The organism is Mycoplana dimorpha (assembly GCF_003046475.1).
Taxonomy (GTDB): Bacteria; Pseudomonadota; Alphaproteobacteria; order Rhizobiales; family Rhizobiaceae; genus Mycoplana; species Mycoplana dimorpha.
In genome coordinates, this window is the sequence record NZ_PZZZ01000001.1 from 131,697 (window position 1) to 152,704 (window position 21,008).

Genomic DNA, 21,008 nt, shown 5'->3' on the forward strand with positions numbered 1-21,008 from the left:
GGAGTGGGAATATATGCCTATCATGCAGCCATGACGACTCTGCTGAAGAACGCTGACGCCCGCCGCATCTTTCTCGCAAGACAGGGCCTTTCCGACCCGCCCGGCCGCGCGCTCGGCAAGGACGGATTGCTGCGGCTCATCCATGATCTCGGCTTCGTCCAGGTCGACAGCATCGCCACGGTCGAGCGGGCCCATCACCAGATTTTGTTTTCCCGCAACCAGACCTATCGGCGCGAGCACCTGGCTGATCTGCTCGAGAAGGACGGCGAGCTCTTCGAGAACTGGACGCACGACGCTTCGATCATCCCCAGTGCCTTCTACCGCTACTGGAAGCACAAGTTCGCGCGCGAGCACGCCGCCATCCTCGAGCGCTGGCGGCGCTGGCAGGGGGAGGGGTTCGAGGCAAGTTTCGCGGAAACCTATGACCGGATCGCCGCGGGCGGAGCGGTGCTGTCGCGCGAATTGAAGCACGCCGACCACGAATCCGGCGGCTGGTGGAACTGGCATCCGAGCAAGACGGCGCTCGAATATCTCTGGCGCACCGGCAAGGTCGCGATTGCCAGGCGCGAAAACTTCCAGAAGGTCTACGACCTGTCGGAGCGCGTGCTGCCGAAGCATCACCACGAACCGGAAGTCGATCACGACGCCTTCGTCGACTGGGCCTGCCGCAGCGCGCTGACGCGGCTCGGCTTTGCCACCCATGGCGAGATCGCAGCCTTCTGGGATCTGGTTTCGCCGGATGAGGCGAAGGCGTGGGTCGAGGCGCATGCCGCGGAGCTGCGGCCGCTCCTCGTCGAAACGGCCGCTGACGGCAGGCCGCGCGCGTCGCATGCATTTGCCGATTTCCTGGATAAACTGGGCGACATCCCGGAGCCGCCCGGCCGGCTGCGGGTACTCTCGCCCTTCGACCCGCTCATCCGAGACCGAAACCGGACGGAGCGACTGTTCGGCTTCTTCTATCGCATCGAGGTCTTCGTTCCCGAGCCGAAACGCCAGTACGGCTATTACGTGTTCCCGCTTCTGGAAGGGGATCGCCTGATCGGACGCATCGACATGAAGGCGGACCGCAAGGCCGGGCAGTTGGCGGTCAGGAAGCTCTGGCTCGAGCCGGGCGTCAGGCGCTCGACAGGCCGGCTGGAACGCCTGGAGGCGGAGCTGGCCCGATTGTCCCGCTTCACCGGGGTCGAGAAGGTATGTTTCCTCGACGGTTGGCTGGACGGCTGAGAACAACGCGGCGCACCGCTCCAACCAATCAAGGTTCCGATTGGCAGCTGCCCCCTAGCTGTTGGGCCGCTTGCGATACCCTGATGACAGCTTTTCCTGGGTTAATGGCTGCCGCCGGGCTTGGGGGCGATAACCGCATCTCAACGCTTCGCGACGTAGTGTCATTCAATGTACTGGAATGACACTCGAAAAGCGCTTGTGGCGATGCTGCTGAGCTTCATGATGCTTGCATCGCTGGGCGCGGCACCCTTCGGCGCGGCTGAAGCTGCGGACATCCGCAGCTCTTGCTGGACGTCGAGCAGTCTGTCCGACGACCTGGCCACTGTCGTCGGCTCGCCCGGCCGCTGGAGCTGCGGCGATCCAATCTATTCCCTCGAAGGCGAGCGGGCGCTGCTGCGTTTCGAAATCGGTCCGAACGATGTCCTGCCCCGGTATCTCTTTTCCAGGCGAAGTGCGCTTGCGGCCGTGCATCTGCTGGCCATCGACGGGGATGGCGCAATGCGCCAGACTTCCCTGTCTGCGAGCGAGCTGCCAAGCGCGCTGTCTGGCGGGTACTTCAAGGCGGCCCTGCCGGGTGTTACGCGCGACACGCGACAGGTCGTGGTCGCGTTCGATTTGCCGAGCCACCGCATGACGCTGGAGCGAGCCTATCTGGCGCCATCTGATCTGGCGCTGGGCCCGGACCTTGTGCGGTATCTCCTCATCCTGGCTGCCTTGGTCGGGATGCTGTCCATGCCGCTCATCTTCAACGCGGCCTTCTACCGGATCCTGCGCGAGCCGTTCGTGCTCTGGCATTCGATGCTCACGATCTCCTTGCTGCTGACCATCCTGGTTTCCTCCGGTCTCGCAGTCGTTCTCTTCGATCCGCCGGCCATGACGTTGAGCTGGATGACGACGGTGATCTTCGGTCTGTCGGTCGCTGCCGGGGCGATGTTTACCCGCAGCTTCATCGAACCCGGCCGCATGCATCCGCACCTGCGGCGAGCGCTGCTCGTTTGCGCCGCATGGGCGATGTTTCTCAGCACAGCCCATGCGGCAGTTCCCTTCGTAGGGCGCCCGGTTCAGTCGACCCTGTATACGGCGGCTTTCGCTCCGGTGATCGTCATTTTTCTGTTGTCGGTCGTCGACGCATTGCGGCGCGGAAGTCGGGCCGCCAAGTTCCAGGCGGTCGGCTATATCCCCATCATTCTCGCCGGATTGGTGCGCTTGCTGACGGGCGTGGTCCCGTGGTTGCCGAGCAACGATGCCATGCTGCTGTTCTATGTGGGCTGCGTGTGCGAGGTGTTGTTCACCACACTCGGCGTGGCAGACCGCTTCATGACGATCAAGCGCCAGCGGGATCAGGCGCGCGTCGAAGCTGACGTGCTTGAGCGCCTTTCCGAACGTGACCCGCTGACAGGATTGCTCAACCGCCGGGCAATCCAGCAGAATTTCGACAGGTTCCGCGCCGAGGGCTATCACACCATCGCCGTGCTCGACCTGGACCACTTCAAGACAGTCAACGATGTTCACGGTCACGTGGTCGGCGACGCCGTCCTGAAAGCGTCAGCGAAAGCGCTGCAGGCGGACCCGCAGGTTCATGCGTTCCGTCTCGGCGGCGAGGAGTTCGTGCTGCTTCTGCGCGGCAAAGATGCCCAGGCCCGGGCGGAGCGTCGGCGCCAGGCGATCCCCGCCGTCGTCGCCAATGCGGTTCCGGGCCTTGGGCGCCCCGTTACTGCCAGCATGGGCCTGACGAATTCCTCACCGCATGCGGATGAGCCGTTCGAAGAGCTATATGAGCGAGCCGATAAGTTGCTCTACAGTGCCAAGCTTGCCGGCCGCAACCGGACCAGAAGCGAAATGGTGCAGGGATCGACGAACGGCGTGAAGCCGGTCTTTGCGACCGGGGCTAGAACCTGACCCGTTTCCTGAGGCTGCGCCACGTCACCAGCAGCCGCTTGCCCATGTTCAGGGCGGCGAGGGGAGGGTAGGTCGTGCGCGTCCTCCGCAGTGCCGATTGCAGAAGTTCCTGCACCGCGGGGACCTTCCGCAATTCCTCGTCGTCATAGTAGGCGAACGTCGCCGTTCCGGGCGCAAAGATGCTGTCGCTGTCTGGGCGCGGGTGCATGCGCTCGCGGAGCACCGCCAGCAGACGCTTTTCGATGGTTCGGAACTCGTCGGATTGACGCGGCACCGTCAATGACCGGCGCGCCGGCGCGCCGCTGCTCGCCATTGTCGCGACAATCCGCGCCTTCTCCTCCGGCGAAAACAGGTAATGCATGGCCTGGCCGATATGGAGTGCCTTGCGGCTGTTGGATTTGCCGGTCGGAAACCCGCTCTCCTTCGACAGCAGCCGGATGAACTCGGTCAGCTCGATCGGCAGCCGCTGGTTTGTCGGCTGCTGTGTCGGCTGAAGATCGTGGATGTCGAGGGCGATCTGGAGGAAGTAGCTGTAGATGTCCAGCTGGCGTTTGCGGATTTCGTCGTAGAGCAACACCTTGTAGTCCACCCCCGGCAACGACAGCACCGGTGAGATCTCCCGCAACGGATTGAGGTAGGCGGTGCGCGAGGGGTTGCGCAGCGGCCGCTCCATCCACTTGGGCAGGCTGGGCGCCGAGCCCATGCCCGCCTTTTGCGCCCAGAAGGAATAGAACGTGTCGAGCGGGTCGCGCAGCGTGTAGACCACGTGCAGGGAGCGATCGCCGATGAGCGCCGATATTGCCTGGAAGTGCGGTTTCCGCCAGCGCCGGAACCCTTCCGACGAGAGCAGGACGTTGAGCCCCTCCCTGTCGGCCCGCTGCATCACCATCAGGAAGTCGCGATAGGCCGATCCGTCGCGCCGCAGGAACTGATCCGGGCGGTCGGACAGATCGTGATGGGCGATGCCGACGCGCTCGCCAATGGCCGGATAAAGCCAGCCGCGCTGCAGCAGCGGCTCGGCGTTGTGATGGAAGTTCGCCTGCAGGTAGGTGGTTGCGGTCTTGTGGGGACCGACATGCATCACGAGACGCAGAGGCTTGTTCTGGTTCATACCAGTTCTACGTTTCGCCCCGCATGTCCATTCGCGGCCCGGTGGCCGGATAGCGCCTTCCTCAGCAGATGTCGGTTGCGGCGATGCGAATGCCGAAGCCTTCCAGCCCGACATAGTGGCGCTCCCGGGAGGCCATCAGCCGGATCGAGGTGATGCCGAGGTCCTTTAGGATCTGCGCGCCGAGACCGATCTCCAGCCATTCGCTTTCGCGGGCCTGCGCCTCGCTGTGCCCCTCGCGGTCTTGGCTGCCCTTGCGGGCCGTGCTCGACACGCCGACGCCGACGGAACCCTCGCGCAGATAGACGATGACGCCGCGCCCGTGCTCGGCGATGCGCTTCATGATGGCCTCGATCTGGCGGCCGTTGCCGAACACGTCCTCGCCGACGTTCTCCAGCTGGAGCCGTACCGGGATGTCGATGCCGTCCCGGATGTCGCCGAAGACCACCGCCATGTGCTGCATCGGGTCCCAGGGCAGCGAGTAGGTCGTCGCCTTCGCCTTGCCGACCGGTGTGCCGAGCTCGAAGGTGGAGCCCTGCTCGATCAGCGTCTCCTTGCGCTGGCGGTAGGCGATCAGGTCGGCCACCGAGACCTGCTTCAGCCCGTTCGTCTCAGCGAACGCAGCGACCTGCGGGCCGCGCATCACCGTTCCATCGTCGTTGACGAGTTCACAGATGACGCCGACCGGCGGCAGGCTTGCAAGCCGGCACAGATCGACCGCCGCCTCCGTATGGCCGGAGCGCATCAGGACGCCGCCCTCGCGGGCGACCAGCGGGAAGATGTGGCCGGGACGGACGAAATCGGCGGGGCCGATGTTGGGATTGGCGAGGTTGCGCACCGTCAGCGTCCGGTCCTCGGCGGAGATGCCGGTGGTCGTGCCGTGCTTGAAGTCCACTGAGACCGTGAACGCGGTCGTGTGCGCCGAATCGTTGTCGGCCACCATGGCGCTCAGGTTCAGCCGCTTGGCTTCCTCGCGCGGCATCGGCGTGCAGACGATGCCGGAGGTGTGGCGGACGATGAAGGCCATCTTCTCGGGCGTGCAGTGCACCGCCGCGACGATCAGGTCGCCCTCGTTCTCGCGGCCGTCATCGTCGGTTACCACGACGATCTCGCCGGCCTCGAAGGCCCGGATGGCATCGACAACGCGCTTCTGGTCAAAGGACATTTCGTAACTCCCGGAGTGTCGCGGTCAGGCCTGGCGGCCGGTCTGGCCGCGGTCCCGCAGGTAGTGGTCGGCGATCGCGCAGGCGACCATCGCCTCGCCGATCGGCACCGCGCGGATGCCGACGCACGGGTCGTGCCGGCCCTTGGTGCGCACGTCCACCTCGTTGCCGTCGCTGTCGATCGAGCGGCGCTCCGTCAGGATCGACGAGGTCGGCTTGATCGCGAAGCGCGCCACCACCGGCTGGCCGGTGGCGATGCCGCCAAGGATGCCGCCGGCGTGGTTGGACAGAAACACTGGCTTGCCGTCGGCGCCGATGCGCATTTCATCGGCGTTCTCCTCGCCGGTGATTTCGGCGGCGCCGAAGCCGTTGCCGATCTCCACGCCCTTGACGGCATTGATCGACATGAGGTTGGCGGCGATGTCCTGGTCGAGCTTGGCGTAGATCGGCGCGCCGATCCCCGCCGGAACGCCCTCGGCCACCACCTCGACGACGGCGCCGATCGAGGAGCCGGCCTTGCGGATGCCGTCGAGGTATTCCTCCCAGACCGGCACGATCTCGGGGTCGGGGGCGAAGAACGGGTTCGTGTCGACGACGCTCCAGTCCCAGTTGTCGCGGTTGATCCTGTGCTTGCCGATCTGCACGAGCACGGCACGAACCGTAAGCCCGGGCACCACCTTGCGGGCAATGCCGCCGGCAGCGACGCGCGCTGCCGTCTCGCGTGCCGAGGAGCGGCCGCCGCCGCGATAGTCACGAATGCCGTACTTGACGTCATAGGTGTAGTCGGCGTGGCCGGGGCGGTAGCGCTTGGCGATCTCGGAATAATCCTTCGAGCGCTGGTCGGTGTTCTCGATCAGCATCGAGATCGGCGTGCCGGTGGCGATCATCGTCTCGCCGTCATCGTCCAGCATCACCCCGGAGAGCACCTTGACCAGATCGTCCTCGCGGCGTTGGGTGACGAAGCGCGACTGGCCGGGCTTGCGCTTGTCGAGCCAGGCCTGGATTTCGGCGAGCGTGAAGCGGATGCCGGGCGGGCAGCCGTCCACGACGCAGCCGAGTGCCGGGCCATGGCTCTCGCCCCAGGTGGTGACGCGGAAAAGATGGCCGAAGGTATTGTGCGACATGAATTCCTGCCCGCAGCGTTCCGGGTCGCAGCGCAAGGCGCGCGCGTCGGTCGTTCCTGTTGCGGCACTCATAGTGCCGATTATCCCAAAGTTGAAGTCTTTTCGGCGCGAAAGTTTCGGGCGTGATGCGTCCGGGCCCGAACGCAAGGCAGCCAAAATAGCAGGAGCCGGTTTCTGAGGGAGAAGTAAGGACCGGAGCCGCAACGGGCGATTCCGAAGGGGCGCGGCGGCCTAGCTGGCCGCCTTCCAGCGATGCTCGAGTACGAAGGACCTGAACTCATCGCGCGACAGCGGCGGGGCGAAGGCGAAGCCCTGCAGCAGGTCACAACCGAGCGCGCTCAGCATCTCGGCGTGCGCCATGGTCTCCACGCCCTCGGCTACCACTTCGATGCCGAGGGAGCGGCCGATTTCGATGATCGAACGCACCAGTGCCCGCTCGTGCTGCGAGGTCAGCATAGGCTCTACCAGTTGGCGGTCGATCTTGAGCCGTTTCGGCCGCAGCTTCAGGAGGCTGACGATCGAGGTGTGGCCGGTGCCAAAGTCGTCGATCTCGATATCGATGCCGAGTTCCTTGATGCGCTCGATGTTGCGCAGCACGACATCGTCCGTCTCGTCGAGGAAGATGGATTCGACGAGTTCGAAGGTGATCTGACCCGGAAGGATGCAAAGCCCGGTGAGGCTCTCGACCAGGGTCTCGTCGCGCAGGCGGCGCGCGGAGACGTTGACCGAGATCTTCGGCATGATGATGCCCTTCGTCGCCCACAGGCTGCAATCGATCAGGGCGCGCTCCAGCATCGTCCGGTCGAGGGTCGCGGTGACGTTGAGGTCCTCGGCCACGTTGATGAAACTGTCGGGCGTGAGCAGCCCGTCTCGCGGGTGCTGCCAGCGCACCAGCACTTCCGCCCCAGCAAGTTCCAGCGTCCGGGCAGAAATCTGCGGCTGGTAATAGGGAACGAACTCGTTGTTCTCGATGCCGGCCAGGATGTCGTCGGCGATGCGCTTGTTGCGGATGACCTCGGCTTCGAGCACGGCGTTGTAGAACTCGTGCCGGCTGCGGCCCTGTGCCTTTGCCCGGTAGAGCGCGATGTCGGCCTTGACGAGCAGCTTGCGCGTGTCGATTGCCGGTCCATCGCCGACGGCGATCCCGATGCTGACGCCGAAGCGGCACGTATGCCCTTCGTAGTCGACCGGCTGGCGCATCAGGCCGATGATGCGCTGCGACAGGGCGGTCAGTTCGGCGGGGTCGTTGCTGCCGGTCACCACCACGAATTCGTCGCCGCCGATGCGGGCCACGAGATCCCCCGGCTTCACGCAGTCGCGCAGGATGTTCGCGGCGTGGACGAGCAGGGCGTCGCCGGCGGCATGGCCGAGCGTGTCGTTGATCTGCTTGAACCGGTCCAGATCGATGTGGAGGAGGCCGACAGTGGTGCCGCCGGCTGCGCCGGTGGCCGCCAGCGCCTCGAGGTGCTGGTCGAGCTTTCGCCGGTTTCCGAGGCCGGTCAGCGGATCATGCAGCGAATTATGCTCGATCCGGTTCTTCGCCTGTTCGAGTTCGACATTCTTCTGCATCAGTTGCTCGGTCATCAGCACGTCGTCTGTGATGTCGAACGCAAGGCCGACGAACTTGCGCTTTCCGTCCGGCGCGACGTGGAGCTTGCCGACCGACTGGACATGCCGGATCGTGCCGTCGGGAAGGAGAACCCGCGACTTGCGCAGGTAGGCCTCACCGCTTTCGATGCACTGGTTTGCCTTTGCCTTCGCCTCGGCGCGGTCCTCGGGGTGGATGGCGTTGAGCCAGGTCTGGTGGGTGACGCGCTCGCCGGTGTTCGGCACGCCGTATAGCTGGTGCGTGCGATCGTCCCAGAGCGTCAGCCCTTCGTCGAGGTCCGCTTCCCACAGTCCGCACTTGTAGGCATCCAGCGCCATGTCGAGGCGCTGGGTGATCTTGATCAGGGCGTCCTTCTGTCGGTCCGACTGCTCCTTGGCGGCCTTCAGCCGTTCGTTGAGCAGCACGTCCTCGGTCACGTCCCAACTGATGCCGGTCAGTTTGACCTCGTCATCGATCGTCAGGCAGGAGCCGACGCTGCGGATGTGCCGCGTGCTGCCGTCGGCAAGGACGACGCGATACTGCGACCAGTAGCTCGACCTGGCCGCAATGGCTGCCTCGACTGCCTCTTCGGCCTCGGCCAGGTCGTCCGGATGCACGGCGGCCCGCCACATCGCGTGGCTGGGCGGCTCGTCTTCGCCAAGCCCGTGCAGCAGGTACATCTGCCGGTCCCACTCGCGTCGGCGGTCGATAAGCGCAACTTCCCAGATCCCCGTCTTGGAGGCCTCCAGCGCTAGGTCGAGCCGTTGCGACAGCGAGCGGATCAGCGTCTCGCGCGCCTTCATGCCGGCGATGTGGCGCTGCCTTTCGCCGACAAGCCCGCCGGCGAGAAAAATGGGCAGGAGGATGATGAAGGCCGCAGCCGCGGTTGCCAGGCGGATCTGCGACACATCGTCGGAGGGGCTCTGCCAGCCCTCGATCGGGATGGCCGCCAGTTCCCAGCGCCCGCCGGGAAATTCGACGACAAGCCGGACCGGCTCGGTCGCAAAGATGTCGGGATCGCCCAGGAACGGCTCCTGCCGCGCGCCAGGACGGCTGACGTCCCGGATCGAAACGGAAAGCTTCTTGCCGCCCTCGAGCCGTCCGTCGGCACTATGGGTGAGCCCGGCAGCGGCATAGAGCCTGCTTTCGTCTATGACGCCCGCGACATAGCCCCAGAAGGCGGAAGCGCCGCCGTCGGTGTCGACGACGGGGATGACCAGGTTGAAGCCGCGGCTGCCGTCGGGCAAGGGCGCGGGACCGAGCATGACCGGCCCGTCGACAGTCCGGTTTCGCCCCGATGCAATGCGGAAGGCGGAGTCGTGCATCGAATCTGTGGACGTCTCGCTGCCTGCGCGTGGAAAGGTCTGGGCGACCAGGCCGCCGGGAGCAGCGGCGAAGCGGCGGAACTGCGGGTTCTGGTCGAGAAGCCTTCCGGCGACGAGATCGAACTTGCCGGCGGCGTGTTGCGGGTTCGCGGCATACAGGTTCGCAAGCCCCCGCAATGCTGCGGCATTGCGATTGATCGCCCCTTCAAGCCTGGCGCCGATCAGGCCGAGATCGGTTGCGGCACTGGCCTGAATTTCGCTTTGATGGAGCCGTTCGTTCTGTCTCTCATAGGCCTGGCCCGCAACGAGGATGACCCCCGCCGCGATCGCGGCCGGCACAAGTGGCGGCCTGACCCAATCGGCCACGGCCTTTGCCTTGCGTCTCACATCCCCAGCACGCACAGCGCTTCCCCCACGTCAGCACGTTAGGTATCGTTCATTAAAATTGCATTGATGTTAGAGGTGGGCCGGCCTTGGGCGGAAATCCAACGGATTGCGTCCGGCGGGGCTTGATCGGCCGCCGCTTTCGCGGCATCCATTACGGCCGAAAGCGATGCGAGGGCGAATTTCGCCATAATCGAAAGGCATCAAGCGTGACCGACAACACCGATCCAAGCAGAGGGTTTCGCAAGATGCGTTCCATCATTGCCGCGCTGATTGCTGCGGCCGCTATCCTTGCCCCGATGGCCGCGAATGCCGAAAGCGCCGATGTTGAAGCCGTCATCACGAGCGTCGACACGACGGGGCTGGTGCTGACCCTCGACGACGGAAAGAAGTATCAGGCGCCCGAGGAATTCAACTTCGATGGGCTCGAGCCCGGCGTGAAGGTGCTGGTCTTCTATACCGAGGTCGACGGCAAGCGCATCATCGACGACCTGGAAATCCGCCAGTAGCTGTTGGCCCGGGGGCGTTTGCTAGAGCCAGGCTGCGCCTTGGTCGTCGATCCGCAGGATGCGGTCCTGGTGGATCGGGGCATGTGCCGCCTGGTCGACAGGCATGCCGCTGAACTTGAAAATGGCGCGGAAAATGCCGCCGTGGCTGACGCAGACGGTAGGCCGGTCGACATTGTTGAACCAGGACCCGACGCGCCACGAGAGAATCTCGTAGCTTTCCGCGTCCTCGCCGGGCGGGATGAAATCCCATTTCGACCGTGAGCGTTCCTTCACCTTGTCGCGCGCGGTCTTCTTCAGTTCCGAGATGGTGTAGCCCTCCCAGTCGCCGAAGCAGACTTCGATCAGGCGGTCGTCGGTGCGGTAGGCGAGGGGATCGAGCCCCATGGCGGCGCGCAGGCGCTCCATCGTGTCACGGGTGCGCCCGAGCGGGCTTGCGACATAATCGAAGGTACCGGCCGTGCCGCCCAGGATGTTCCTGAGCGCCCGGCCGTTCTCGGACGCCTGGCGGCGTCCGGTGTCGTTGAGCGGGATGTCTTTTTGGCCTTGCAGTCGTCCCTCGGCATTCCAGTCGGTTTGCCCGTGGCGGATCATGTAGACAAGCACGGCCGTGCTCCGCAGTGTGCCTCAGTCCTTGACGACCGAAATATCCGGCGCATCGACCGCCTTCATGCCGACGACGTGATAGCCGCTGTCGGCGTGATGAACCTCGCCGGTGACAGAACGCGACAGGTCGGAAAGCATGTAGAGCCCGACGTCGCCGATCTCCTCGATCGTGACGGTCTTGCGCAGCGGCGCGTTGTACTCGTTCCACTTGAGGATGTAGCGGAAGTCACCGATGCCGGAAGCCGCCAGCGTCTTGATCGGACCGGCCGAAATGGCGTTGACGCGGATGTGCTTCGGGCCGAGATCGACGGCGAGATACTTGACGCTCGCCTCCAGCGCCGCCTTGGCAACACCCATGACGTTATAGTTCGGCATGACCTTTTCGGCGCCGTAATAGGTCAAGGTCAGCATCGAGCCGCCGTCCGTCATCAGCTTCTCGGCGCGACGGGCGACCGAGGTGAACGAGTAGACGGAGATCTGCATCGTCTTGGCGAAGTTTTCCGGAGACGTGTCGATGTAGCGTCCCGTCAGCTCGTCCTTGTCGGAAAAGCCGATCGCGTGCACGAGGAAGTCGATCTTGCCCCACATCTTTTCGACATTCTCGAACACCGCGTCGATCGAGGCCTCGTCGGCGACGTCGCAGTGGCCGGCGAGAACACCGCCGAGCTCGGCTGCGAGCGGCTCGACGCGCTTCTTCAGCGCCTCGCCCTGATAGGTCAAGGCAATCTCGCCGCCTTGTGCGCGAATGGCCTTGGCGATACCCCACGCGATAGAGCGGTTGTTCGCTACGCCCATGATGACGCCGCGTTTGCCGCTCATCAGACCGGATGCCTGAACCATGGAATGTCCCTTACTGATTTAATTCGAATTTTGCCTATGGCATACGCGGCTGTGCGGTTCAAGCGCGACAGGTTCAGGAACTATTAGCGCCCGTAACAATGGGTGCGCTTTTCATCGAACCGTCACAGATAAAGGCCTTCGCGCAGGCTCCGCATCAGGTCGATCATCTTGTCGTCGGGCCTCTCCCACAAAAGCAGCCGGATCTCGACCAGCAGGTTGCCGCGCTGCCCATCGGCATCGGTGAGCCCGTGGCCCTCCAGGCAGATGACCTGATCCGAACTGGACCAGGCCGGAACCGTCACCGGCAGGTCCTCGCCGTCCGGTCCGAGGACCGTCGTTTCGCACCCGAGGACGGCGTTCTCGATCGTCACCGGAAGACATGTGCGCAGGTCGTTGCCGTCGACCCGGAATGGGCCCGGCGCCACCCGCACCGTCACCACCGCGTCGCCGCGCTTGAGGTCTTGGATCCGGTGCCCCTGTTCCTTGAGCCGGATGACCGTGCCGTCGGTCGTGCCGGCCACGAGCGGCACCCTCAGGCTCTCGCCATTGACCTCGAGCGTCATCTTCGCCTGCTTCAGCATGTCCTCGACCGTCACGACCAGATCGCAGGCGAGGTCCGGCGCCTTGTCTATGACCGGCCGGGAGCCGCGAATGCGGCGTATGATACCCGATATGATGTCGGCTGCCGCCGTCGCGCGGCGCGCCGCCGGCGTGTCGGCGGGCTCTGCCGGGGAGGGCGGGGCTTTCGCTGCGGTCTGGCGCTCGCCGCTTGCGGCTGCGGAAGCGGGGGCGGCCTGGGCTGTCGTCTGCTGCTTGTTCGCACCGGCGCCGAAGATGCGCGAAACCATGTCCTCGGCGCTCTCCGGACCACTCTGCGGCGCCCCTTCGGCTTGAGCCTTGCGGGCGCTCTGCTGCCGGCGCATCTGCTCCATGCGGCGCAGCTCCATCTCCCGCCGCACCTCGGCATTGCGGTGGGCGCGGTCGTACCGGCTGCGCCGTTCCGGATCGCGCAACAGTTCGTAGGCGCGGCCCGCCTCGGTAAAGCGGATGCTGGCGAAGGGGTCGTCCTGATTCTGGTCGGGATGGACCGCCTTTGCGAGCACCCGCCAGGCCGCCTTTATCTCCTCCTGGCCGGCATCGCGATGGACGCCAAGCACCGCATACGGATCACGCATCAACATCTAACCGCCCGCCTGTCTGCCTGGGTGGTGATACACCCCCTGCCGCTGCCGGGGCCTCGCCATGAGGCCCGCAGGCCGGGATGATGCCAATAACCTCCTAATCGAAGGTTACACGCCGGCGAGGGAGAAACGCATTCGTTGCGTCCGCGCCCCGTCGCGCGGGAGAGAATATTACTGCCGGTCGAAGCGGGTCAGCATCCACGTGCCGTCCCGGCCGACACAGGTGCGGCCGTCGTAGTTGGCGACGCCGGTGTACGAATGGAGCGTCGTCGTAAAGTCCCGGCATTTGCGCCCGGCCTCGTCGCTGAGTTCGGACACGCTGCTGACGACGCCGGCGCTGCCCGAGACGGTGTTCGCCCACGGGATCGGCGTGCCGGCATTGCGGGTGAGATCGGTGGAGGACACGGCATTACGCACCGTCGCCGCGTCCGACGTGCCGTCAGCGCGCCCACCGGGCACGGAAGCCGTCCTCACGCCCTTGTCGACGGTCGTGTCGGCAAAATCGAACCCGCTGCTCATGCAGCCCGAAAGCGGGATGAGGCAGATGGCAACCAGGGCCATCCGCGACCGCAGCATCCACAATATCGTTGTCTCCCGTCGCGACTTTGCTATGACTTCAACTCCTGCACACCCGAACGGACAGATCATCGGCATTGGATTCAAATATGAGCGATACAGAGTTAACAAGCGGTGACTTCACGGAGGAAAACGAACCCTTCGGCCTGTTCGCGACATGGCTTGCCGAGGCGGAGCGGAGCGAGCCGAACGATCCGAACGCGGTGGCGCTCGCAACGGTCGACGCCAGCGGCCTCCCCAATGTGCGCATGGTACTCCTGAAGGGATTCGACGAACAGGGCTTCGTCTTCTACACCAATTTCGAAAGCCGCAAAGGAGAAGAAATCCTGGCGACCGGCAAGGCGGCCATGTGTTTCCACTGGAAATCGCTGCGCCGGCAGGTCCGGCTGCGCGGACCGGTCGAGGTCGTCTCCGATGCCGAGGCCGACGCCTACTACCGGTCCCGGGCGCGGGGGAGCCGGATCGGAGCCTGGGCGTCGAAACAGTCGCGCCCGCTCGAAAGCCGCTTCGCGCTCGAGAAGGCTGTGGCGGAATACACGGCCCGCTACGCGATCGGCGATATCCCACGCCCTCCTTACTGGTCGGGCTTTCGCATCCGGCCCGTGTCGATCGAGTTCTGGCACGACCGCCCATTCCGTCTCCACGACCGGGTGGAGTTTCGTCGCGCGGCGGCGGGCGAGGGGTGGCAGAAGGTGCGCATGTATCCCTGATCCGCCGTTTGCGGGCCGGCATACGATCTGCACCGAAAACCGCGGGCCGGCTGCAGCGACGGGGTGACCCGTCATTGCCGCTTCGGTCGCGGCCGCGGCTTGCAGTATACAACTCCCATTGGTGTGCTATATTTTTCGACAACAAGAAGCTTGTGCAGCCAAGGTCTTTCGACCGCGCGTGCGCAGCAGGCAAGGCTTGAATCCAAGGCATCGACGCGGAGGAGAATTCAATGGCCAGCAATCTTGTGTCCTACCTCATGCAGTCTCTTACGCCCGACGTGATCGCGCGGCTGGCGGCGGCGCTCGGGCTTGACACCGACAAGGTGCAACGCGGCGTCGCCGCTGCCGTCCCGGCGCTGCTGGCCGGACTTGCCAACATCGTTGCGCAGCCCGGCGGGGCAGAAAAGGTCGCGGACGCCGCGAGACAACAGGGCGCCGTCGCGGATCCCGGCGCCATGCTTTCCGCCGGCAACCAGTCCTCCCTTGCGCAGACGGGCTCGCAGATGCTGGCCTCGCTTCTCGGCGGCAACACCAGCGGCTCCCTGGCGAATGCGATCGGCAGCTATTCCGGATTGGGCCAGAACGCCGCCGGATCGCTGCTCGGCATGCTTGCACCCCTCGTCATGGGCGGTCTCGCCCGCAGGTTGGGCGGCGATGTCAGTGCCAACGGCGTCGCAAACCTGCTCGGGGCCGAGCGGGAAAACATTGTTGCCGCGCTGCCGTCGGGCATGCGGGACATGCTCCGCGGCTCCGGCCTGTTCGAGGGCGTCGCCGGAGCGGCGCGTACGGCTACGGCCGGCAGCGACACGGTCGCACGGACGGCGGCCCCCGCCTCGGGCGTTCGCGACACCACCTCGACGGCGAGTAGTGGGCGCGGCAGCAGCTGGCTCTACTGGCTGATCGCTGCACTGGTTGTGTTGGGGGCCCTCTATTATTGGTTCGGCCGCCCGACCCATCGCGCCGCGCCGCCCGCTCCGCCGACCACCGAGACGCCTGCTCCGGCCGAGCCCAAAGCGCCCGCCACACCCCAGAGCCAGGCGCCGTCAGGAACGCCACCGGCCGCACCGTCGGAGACGCCCACGCAGACCGCGCCCGTTACTCCGGCGCCGCCGCCCGAGACCCCGACGCAGGCCGCGCCTGCTACGCCGCCTGCGCCGTCGCTGACGGTGGCCGGCGTCGACATGGGCAAGCAGGTGAGCGATGCGATGACGAATATCGAGACGACGCTCAATGGCGTGAAGGATGCGGCGAGCGCCCAGGCGGCGGTGCCGAAGGTGCAGACCGCATCGGACCAGCTCGACAAGGTGAGCGGCATGCTCGGTCAGCTCTCGCCCGGGCAGAAGACCGCACTTGCGGATCTGGTTCGGCCCCGCATGGCCTCGCTCAATGCGCTGTTCGACCGGATTCTCGCTATGCCCGGAGTATCGGACGTCCTGAAGCCGGCGATCGACGGCCTGAGAACGAAGCTGACGGCGCTCGCGCCCTGACGGTCGTCTGAACGGTCAGGCAGGCCGCGGTAAACGCTTGCCCTTTGGTATGTAAAAGCCAGACAGGAGGTCGCGTCCATGGCTGACAGATCGACGTTTTCGCCCGATGAATGGAACCTGCTCCTGGAGGCGGTCATGGCGGCTGGAATTGCCGTCAGCGCCGCGGATCCGAGCGGACTTTGGGGCATGCTGAAGGAGGGTATAGCGGGCAGCCAGACGCTTCTCGACGCCAGGTCGAACGCCGCTGCCACGCCGCTGATGGCGGCGATCGCCGGGAGCTTCGAAAGCGCCGACGGGCGCAATGCGGCGCGAGCAAGGCTCCAGGCGACGCTCGAGGGGGCAAAGCCTGCCGAGATCAGCTCGCGCTGCGTCGAGGCGGTGCGCCGGGCGGCGGAACTGGTGGACGCGAAAGCGCCGGCCGATGCGCCGGCCTTCAAGGCCTGGCTGTTGCAGATGAGCACCGACGTCGCCGAGGCGGCGAAGGAAGGCGGCTTTCTCGGCTTTGGCGGTACGCCGGTGAGCGATGCGGAAAAGGCGACCGTTGCCCAGATCTCGGCTGCGCTCGGGCTCACGTGAGGCATGTCTTCAATGGTGTGGATATGTGTTCGGAAGCGTCCTTGTGAAGCCGCGTTCACGCGACGCCTCTAGCCGGGTTCAGCGTCCCATCAGCCTGAACGGGATGCCCGAAGCGAGCGCCGAGACATATTTGCGCTTCTGGTAGAGCCCGTTCAGCGAGATGCGGGGGAGGGCGGTCGGCGAAGCGAAGCTGGTCGTGTCGAGCGTGCCGGGAACGGTGGTGACCGCCACTTCGAAGCCGAGTTCGGCCGCCAGGCGATGCTCGCGCGGCGTCACCGTCTGGCCAAAGCCGTAGGGGTAGGCCAAGGCGACCGGCCGGTGGCCGGTGATGGCTTCTAGCCGCTCCGCCGAGGCCTGCATCTCTTCCCGCGCCTCGTTCGCGTCAAGTCGGGAGAGCGCCCGATGGCTGATGGTGTGGGCGCCGAGCGTCGCAAGCGGATTGAGCGCCAGGCTCTTGAGTTCCGGCTCGCGCATGATCAGCCGTTCTGTGATCAGCAGCGGATCGATGCCATGGGCGCGGGCGGCTGCGTCGAGCTCCGCGACGATCGCCCTCTCGTCTCCCGACTGGATGAAGGCGGAGATGCGCGCGAAGGCGGCGTTCTTGTGCGCCGTGGTGGCCAGCGGCAGCGTCACCGGCCCCGATCCTAGGTCGAATTCAAGGTGCGGCAGGGCGCGCAAAAGGTCTGTGAGCGTCTCCCACCAGATGCTGTGCGTCCGGCAGGCAAAGCCGCTGGTGACGAAGACGGTGAACGGCACCCGATGCTCGGTGAATACCGGCTGGGCGTGGACCGCATTGTTGCGATAGCCGTCGTCGAGCGTGAAGGCGGCGAAGCGCTCGTCCGGGCGTGCGATCGCCATGCGCGCGGCCAGGTGATGCAGGGCGACGAACTGATAGCCCTCGGCGGCCAGCAGCCGGATCGCGGCGTCGAGGAAATCCGGCGTGATCTCCAGGTGGGCGTTCGGGTCGAAGTCGTTGTCGATCTTCGGGCGGACGTGGTGCAGCGTGAAGATGGCGCCGCGCCCCCGCGCCGAGGTCATCAGGCCGGCGCGCCCCGCCAGGCTGGAAAGTTCCAGCCCGCCGGCTATGGCCGCGCGCTTCAGGCTGCGGCGCATGACGTGCTTCAATGTCGGCATCTGCGTTCCATCAGGCGGTTTCTGCCGCCTTTATGGGGGCGGCATGGTATCCGGAGGGTTAACATCAGCCTGTGTCGCCATCGGCCCAGGCCGTCACGCCCGTCTGGCGATGGCAGGGCATGCTCGGTTTTGAGGGGCAGCCTATCTTCCGCCTGCGGGGCGGATCGCACACCCCAGAGGGCGACCGCGGAGTTGCTGTGAAAGCACGTCCCGCAGAAGTCCCAGGCGAGTGATCGGATCGGCTCAATGCCGTGGAAACTGGCCTTGCCGGGGTGGACCCGCCTCAACCTTTGCGCTTAGTGTCTCCCAATGGCCACCGCCAGGGTGGCGTCGAAGACCAAAATTTCTGTTGGGAGGCAATCATGAAAGTCTTTTCATTCAAGGCGATAGCTGGCGCGGCGCTTGCCGTCGGCCTGATGGTCCAGGGCGCAGCCGCCCAGGACATGCAGTTTTTCCGCATCGGCACCGGCGGCACCGCCGGCACCTATTACCCGATCGGAGGCCTGATCGCGAATGCCATCTCGAACCCGCCCGGCTCGCGTGCCTGTGACGCGGGCGGCTCGTGCGGCGTGCCGGGCCTCATCGCCACCGCCGTGGCCTCGAACGGCTCGGTCGGCAACGTCAACTCGATCAAGGGCGGCACCCTGGAGGCCGGTTTCAGCCAGTCCGACGTCGCCTATTGGGCGCAGACCGGCACCGGCCTGTGGGAAGGCCAGCCGGCGGTCGAAAACCTCCGCCTGATCGCCAACCTCTATCCCGAGAGCATCCACCTGGTGGCGCGCAAGGATGCCGGCATTGCCTCGGTCGCCGACCTGAAGGGCAAGAAGGTCTCGCTCGACGAACCGGGCTCCGGCACGCTGGTCGACGCCAAGATCATCCTCGAAGCCTTCGGCCTGTCGGAATCCGACATCTCGGCCGAATATCTGAAGCCTGACCAGGCCGCCGACCGCATGCGCGACGGCGCGATGGACGCCTTCTTCTTCGTCGGCGGCTATCCGGCCGGCGCCATCGCCGAACTGTCGAGCCAGCATGACGTCGTTCTGGTGCCGATCACCGGCCCCGAGGTGGACAAGCTGCGCGAGACCTACACATTCTTTGCGACCGACAACCTGCCCGCCGGCACCTACAAGGGGCAGGATGCCGACGTTCCGACCATCTCGGTCGGTGCGCAGCTGGTGACCTCGGCTGAACTGTCGGAGGAACTGGTCCACGGCATCACCCAGGCACTGTTCCACGAGACGACGCAGAAGCTGTTCGCCGCCGGCCATGCCAAGGGCAAGCACATCACGCTGGACAATGCCGTGCAGGGCGCGGGCATCCCGTTCCACCCGGGCGCGGAGAAGTTCTACCGCGAGGCCGGCAAGCTGCAATAAGGGGCTAAGGGCTCCTTGGGACGCGGCGCGCCCGCGTCCCGACCGCAGGAACAGGCGTGAGGGGATTTGCATGACTGACCAGACCCGCCAACTGTCCGAGCACGAACTGAGGCTGCTCGAGGAAGAGTTTGATCCCGAATCCCGGTTTCGCACCGTGCTTCGGCCCGTGGCCATCCTGGCCGGGCTCATCATGTTCCTGCTGTCGTGCTACCACTTCTATACAGCCGGCTTCGGCATCCCGCGCGCCACCGTCCATCGTGGCCTGCACATGGGCGTCACGCTGCTTCTGGTCTACCTCAGCTTCGCGGCCTTCAATTCGGGGCGGACCAGGACCACAGGTTTCGTGATCCTCGGCCTGCCGGTCATCGACTGGGTCTTTGCCATTGGCGGGGCGGTCAGCGCCCTCTATGTGCCCTGGATCTACGATCAGCTGCAGTTCCGCATCGGCAATCCGAGCCAGCTGGATATCGCCATGGGCACGATCCTGCTGGTGACGCTGCTGGAGGCGGTGCGCCGCTCGATGGGGTGGCCGCTGCCCGTCATCGCGGTCCTGTTCATCTGTTATGCCTGGTTCGGCCGCTCGATGCCGGGGATCTTCGTCCATCCCGGCGCTGACTGGTCGGGGATCATCAACCACCTCTACCTGTCCTCGCAGGGCATCTACGGCACCGCTCTGGGCGTGATCGCAACTTACGTGTTCCATTTCGTTCTGTTCGGCGTGATGGCGCAGAAGATCGGGCTGGGGCAGTTGTTCATAGACCTGGCCACGGCGGTGACCGGCCGCTTCGCCGGCGGTCCGGCCAAGGTCTCGGTGGTTTCCTCGGCGCTGTTGGGGACGATCTCCGGTTCGTCGATCGCCAACACGGTGACGACCGGCGCGCTGACCATTCCGGCGATGATCAAGATCGGCTTCAAGCGCCATTTTGCCGCCGCCGTCGAGGCCGCCTCGTCCACCGGCGGCCAGATCACGCCCCCGGTGATGGGCGCCGTGGCCTTCCTGATGGTCGAGTATCTGGGCATTCCGCTGCGCACCATTCTGATCGCCGCCATCGTGCCGGCCTTCATGCATTTCTTCGGCGTGCTGGTGCAGGTGCATCTGGAGGCCAAGCGCCTCGGCATCCGCGGCCTGCGGCAGGAAGAGCTGCCCAAGGCCTGGAAGGTGCTGCGCGAGGGCTGGCTGTCGGTGTTCCCGCTGCTGCTGCTGGTCTGGATGCTGATGTCGGGCCGCACGCCCTTCCTGTCGGCCTTTTGGGCCATCACCGCCTGCATGGTGGTCTATGCGATCCAGACGGTGAGGGCTTCGGGACTGGCTGGCGGCGCGAAGGAATGGGTGGCCGGCATCTTTGAGGGTTTCGTCTCGGGCGCCAAGAGCTCGCTTTCGGTTACCGCCGCCGCGGCGCTGGTCGGGGTGGTTATCGGCGTGGTGACGCTGACCGGGATTGGCTTCAAGATCGCCTTCATGGTCACCAGCATCGCGCAGGACTGGGCGGGCTCGGTGCATGGTCTGCTGACCTTCCTGCCTTTCGAACTGTTCAGCCTGCAGACGCTGGCGCTGCTGTTCACGCTGATCATGACCGCCGTGGTCTGCATCCTGATGGGCTGCGGCATCCCGACGACGGCGAACTACATCATCATGGTAGCGGTCGCCGCGCCGGTGCTCGGCATGATGAATGTCGAGCCGCTGGTGGCGCATTTCTTCGTGTTCTACTACGGCGTTCTGGCGGATGTGACGCCGCCGGTGGCGATGGCCGCCTATGCGGCCTCGGGGATCGCCGGGGCGAACGCGTTCAAGGCGGGCAACACCGCGTTCCGGCTGTCGATGGGCAAGGCGCTGGTACCGTTCATGTTCGTGTTCTCGCCCTCGCTGCTGCTGGTCACGCAGGACTTCACCTGGAGCGCCTTCGTGCTGACCTTCAGCGGGGCGGTACTCGGGATCATCGCGCTGTCGGCAGCAATCACCAACTGGCTGATCGGCCCGCTGCTGTGGATCGAGCGTCTGCTGCTGGCAATCGCGGCGCTGCTGATGATCGCTCCCGAACTGGTCTCGACGCTGATCGGCGTGGCAATCCTGGCGCTGATTTCGCTGCGGCAGGTGCTGGCAGCCCGGGCCCCTGTATCGAGCGCGGCCTGACCGACCGACTTCCGCCGGTGCATTGGCGGAAGCAAAGTGGTCGCCGAAGGGCTGGAGCGGCAGCCTGGCCCTC

General features: G+C 65.4%; 17 protein-coding genes. 8 read left to right on the top strand and 9 right to left on the bottom strand.

The features are described from left to right. Nucleotides 1-30: 30 nt before the first annotated feature. Both C7449_RS00620 and C7449_RS00625 read left to right on the top strand, forming a co-directional pair. Nucleotides 31-1,224, top strand: coding sequence for a winged helix-turn-helix domain-containing protein (locus tag C7449_RS00620; RefSeq protein ID WP_108000853.1), 1,194 nt, complete (start codon nucleotides 31-33; stop codon nucleotides 1,222-1,224). Between the two features lie 168 nt (nucleotides 1,225-1,392). Beyond that, the gene (locus C7449_RS00625; protein WP_108000854.1) at nucleotides 1,393-3,123 is read left to right on the top strand and encodes a sensor domain-containing diguanylate cyclase; all 1,731 of its coding nucleotides are present in this window, start codon (nucleotides 1,393-1,395) and stop codon (nucleotides 3,121-3,123) included. Here the strand turns inward: C7449_RS00625 and C7449_RS00630 are convergent. From C7449_RS00630 to C7449_RS00645, 4 genes are all read right to left on the bottom strand, one after another. Beyond that, on the bottom strand, nucleotides 3,113-4,234 hold the full coding sequence (locus C7449_RS00630) for a sulfotransferase family protein (protein WP_170115750.1): 1,122 nt from the start codon (nucleotides 4,232-4,234) through the stop codon (nucleotides 3,113-3,115). The two genes, C7449_RS00625 and C7449_RS00630, sit on opposite strands and share 11 nt — an antisense overlap. 61 nt (nucleotides 4,235-4,295) lie before the next feature. Further along, the gene (gene ribB, locus C7449_RS00635) at nucleotides 4,296-5,396 is read right to left on the bottom strand and encodes a 3,4-dihydroxy-2-butanone-4-phosphate synthase (protein WP_108000856.1); all 1,101 of its coding nucleotides are present in this window, start codon (nucleotides 5,394-5,396) and stop codon (nucleotides 4,296-4,298) included. A gap of 24 nt (nucleotides 5,397-5,420) precedes the next feature. Continuing rightward, entirely contained in the window at nucleotides 5,421-6,518 is a 1,098-nt protein-coding gene (gene aroC, locus C7449_RS00640) for a chorismate synthase (protein ID WP_108001377.1), read from the bottom strand. Nucleotides 6,519-6,749: 231 nt separating this feature from the next. Then, nucleotides 6,750-9,797: a bifunctional diguanylate cyclase/phosphodiesterase gene (locus C7449_RS00645; protein WP_108000857.1), complete on the bottom strand. Its 3,048-nt coding sequence runs from the start codon at nucleotides 9,795-9,797 to the stop codon at nucleotides 6,750-6,752. A 266-nt stretch (nucleotides 9,798-10,063) separates the two neighbouring features. Here C7449_RS00645 and C7449_RS00650 point away from each other — a divergent pair, with 266 nt between their 5' ends. Further along, nucleotides 10,064-10,324: a DUF1344 domain-containing protein gene (locus C7449_RS00650; RefSeq protein ID WP_108001378.1), complete on the top strand. Its 261-nt coding sequence runs from the start codon at nucleotides 10,064-10,066 to the stop codon at nucleotides 10,322-10,324. A gap of 21 nt (nucleotides 10,325-10,345) precedes the next feature. Here the strand turns inward: C7449_RS00650 and C7449_RS00655 are convergent, their stop codons facing one another. From C7449_RS00655 to C7449_RS00670, 4 genes are all read right to left on the bottom strand, one after another. Beyond that, nucleotides 10,346-10,927, bottom strand: a complete 582-nt coding sequence (locus tag C7449_RS00655) for a histidine phosphatase family protein (protein ID WP_108000858.1) — start codon at nucleotides 10,925-10,927, stop codon at nucleotides 10,346-10,348. A 21-nt stretch (nucleotides 10,928-10,948) separates the two neighbouring features. After that, nucleotides 10,949-11,767 carry an enoyl-ACP reductase FabI gene (gene fabI / locus C7449_RS00660; RefSeq protein WP_108000859.1) on the bottom strand — a complete coding sequence of 273 codons (819 nt, stop codon included), beginning with the start codon at nucleotides 11,765-11,767 and terminating at the stop codon, nucleotides 10,949-10,951. Between the two features lie 122 nt (nucleotides 11,768-11,889). After that, entirely contained in the window at nucleotides 11,890-12,942 is a 1,053-nt protein-coding gene (locus tag C7449_RS00665) for a DnaJ C-terminal domain-containing protein (protein ID WP_374828286.1), read from the bottom strand. A 177-nt stretch (nucleotides 12,943-13,119) separates the two neighbouring features. Beyond that, nucleotides 13,120-13,509 carry an RT0821/Lpp0805 family surface protein gene (locus C7449_RS00670; protein WP_245414251.1) on the bottom strand — a complete coding sequence of 130 codons (390 nt, stop codon included), beginning with the start codon at nucleotides 13,507-13,509 and terminating at the stop codon, nucleotides 13,120-13,122. A 104-nt stretch (nucleotides 13,510-13,613) separates the two neighbouring features. Here C7449_RS00670 and pdxH point away from each other — a divergent pair, with 104 nt between their 5' ends. From pdxH to C7449_RS00685, 3 genes are all read left to right on the top strand, one after another. Then, nucleotides 13,614-14,234, top strand: coding sequence for a pyridoxamine 5'-phosphate oxidase (gene pdxH, locus C7449_RS00675; RefSeq protein WP_108000862.1), 621 nt, complete (start codon nucleotides 13,614-13,616; stop codon nucleotides 14,232-14,234). A 230-nt stretch (nucleotides 14,235-14,464) separates the two neighbouring features. Next, nucleotides 14,465-15,721 (top strand): DUF937 domain-containing protein, encoded by a 1,257-nt coding sequence (locus tag C7449_RS00680; RefSeq protein WP_108000863.1) that lies wholly within the window; start codon nucleotides 14,465-14,467, stop codon nucleotides 15,719-15,721. A 78-nt stretch (nucleotides 15,722-15,799) separates the two neighbouring features. Beyond that, nucleotides 15,800-16,297: a hypothetical protein gene (locus tag C7449_RS00685; RefSeq protein ID WP_108000864.1), complete on the top strand. Its 498-nt coding sequence runs from the start codon at nucleotides 15,800-15,802 to the stop codon at nucleotides 16,295-16,297. Nucleotides 16,298-16,375: 78 nt separating this feature from the next. On the opposite strand, the gene C7449_RS00690 is transcribed toward C7449_RS00685, so the two are convergent. Next, nucleotides 16,376-17,431, bottom strand: coding sequence for a polysaccharide deacetylase family protein (locus C7449_RS00690; RefSeq protein ID WP_108000865.1), 1,056 nt, complete (start codon nucleotides 17,429-17,431; stop codon nucleotides 16,376-16,378). A 362-nt stretch (nucleotides 17,432-17,793) separates the two neighbouring features. On the opposite strand from C7449_RS00690, the gene C7449_RS00695 reads away from it, so the two are divergent. Together C7449_RS00695 and C7449_RS00700 are read left to right on the top strand one after the other, a co-directional pair. Beyond that, on the top strand, nucleotides 17,794-18,804 hold the full coding sequence (locus C7449_RS00695; protein ID WP_108000866.1) for a TAXI family TRAP transporter solute-binding subunit: 1,011 nt from the start codon (nucleotides 17,794-17,796) through the stop codon (nucleotides 18,802-18,804). Between the two features lie 70 nt (nucleotides 18,805-18,874). Next, nucleotides 18,875-20,935, top strand: coding sequence for a TRAP transporter permease (locus tag C7449_RS00700; RefSeq protein ID WP_108000867.1), 2,061 nt, complete (start codon nucleotides 18,875-18,877; stop codon nucleotides 20,933-20,935). Nucleotides 20,936-21,008: the final 73 nt, after the last annotated feature.

Coding starts and splice junctions, on each gene's coding strand:
- C7449_RS00620 (WP_108000853.1), top strand. CDS start 31: ATGACGACTCTGCTGAAGAACGCTGACGCCCGCCGCATCTTTCTCGCA.
- C7449_RS00625 (WP_108000854.1), top strand. CDS start 1,393: ATGTACTGGAATGACACTCGAAAAGCGCTTGTGGCGATGCTGCTGAGC.
- C7449_RS00630 (WP_170115750.1), bottom strand. CDS start 4,234: ATGAACCAGAACAAGCCTCTGCGTCTCGTGATGCATGTCGGTCCCCAC.
- ribB (WP_108000856.1), bottom strand. CDS start 5,396: ATGTCCTTTGACCAGAAGCGCGTTGTCGATGCCATCCGGGCCTTCGAG.
- aroC (WP_108001377.1), bottom strand. CDS start 6,518: ATGTCGCACAATACCTTCGGCCATCTTTTCCGCGTCACCACCTGGGGC.
- C7449_RS00650 (WP_108001378.1), top strand. CDS start 10,064: ATGCGTTCCATCATTGCCGCGCTGATTGCTGCGGCCGCTATCCTTGCC.
- fabI (WP_108000859.1), bottom strand. CDS start 11,767: ATGGTTCAGGCATCCGGTCTGATGAGCGGCAAACGCGGCGTCATCATG.
- C7449_RS00665 (WP_374828286.1), bottom strand. CDS start 12,942: ATGCGTGATCCGTATGCGGTGCTTGGCGTCCATCGCGATGCCGGCCAG.
- C7449_RS00670 (WP_245414251.1), bottom strand. CDS start 13,509: ATGGCCCTGGTTGCCATCTGCCTCATCCCGCTTTCGGGCTGCATGAGC.
- pdxH (WP_108000862.1), top strand. CDS start 13,614: ATGAGCGATACAGAGTTAACAAGCGGTGACTTCACGGAGGAAAACGAA.
- C7449_RS00680 (WP_108000863.1), top strand. CDS start 14,465: ATGGCCAGCAATCTTGTGTCCTACCTCATGCAGTCTCTTACGCCCGAC.
- C7449_RS00685 (WP_108000864.1), top strand. CDS start 15,800: ATGGCTGACAGATCGACGTTTTCGCCCGATGAATGGAACCTGCTCCTG.
- C7449_RS00690 (WP_108000865.1), bottom strand. CDS start 17,431: ATGCCGACATTGAAGCACGTCATGCGCCGCAGCCTGAAGCGCGCGGCC.
- C7449_RS00695 (WP_108000866.1), top strand. CDS start 17,794: ATGAAAGTCTTTTCATTCAAGGCGATAGCTGGCGCGGCGCTTGCCGTC.
- C7449_RS00700 (WP_108000867.1), top strand. CDS start 18,875: ATGACTGACCAGACCCGCCAACTGTCCGAGCACGAACTGAGGCTGCTC.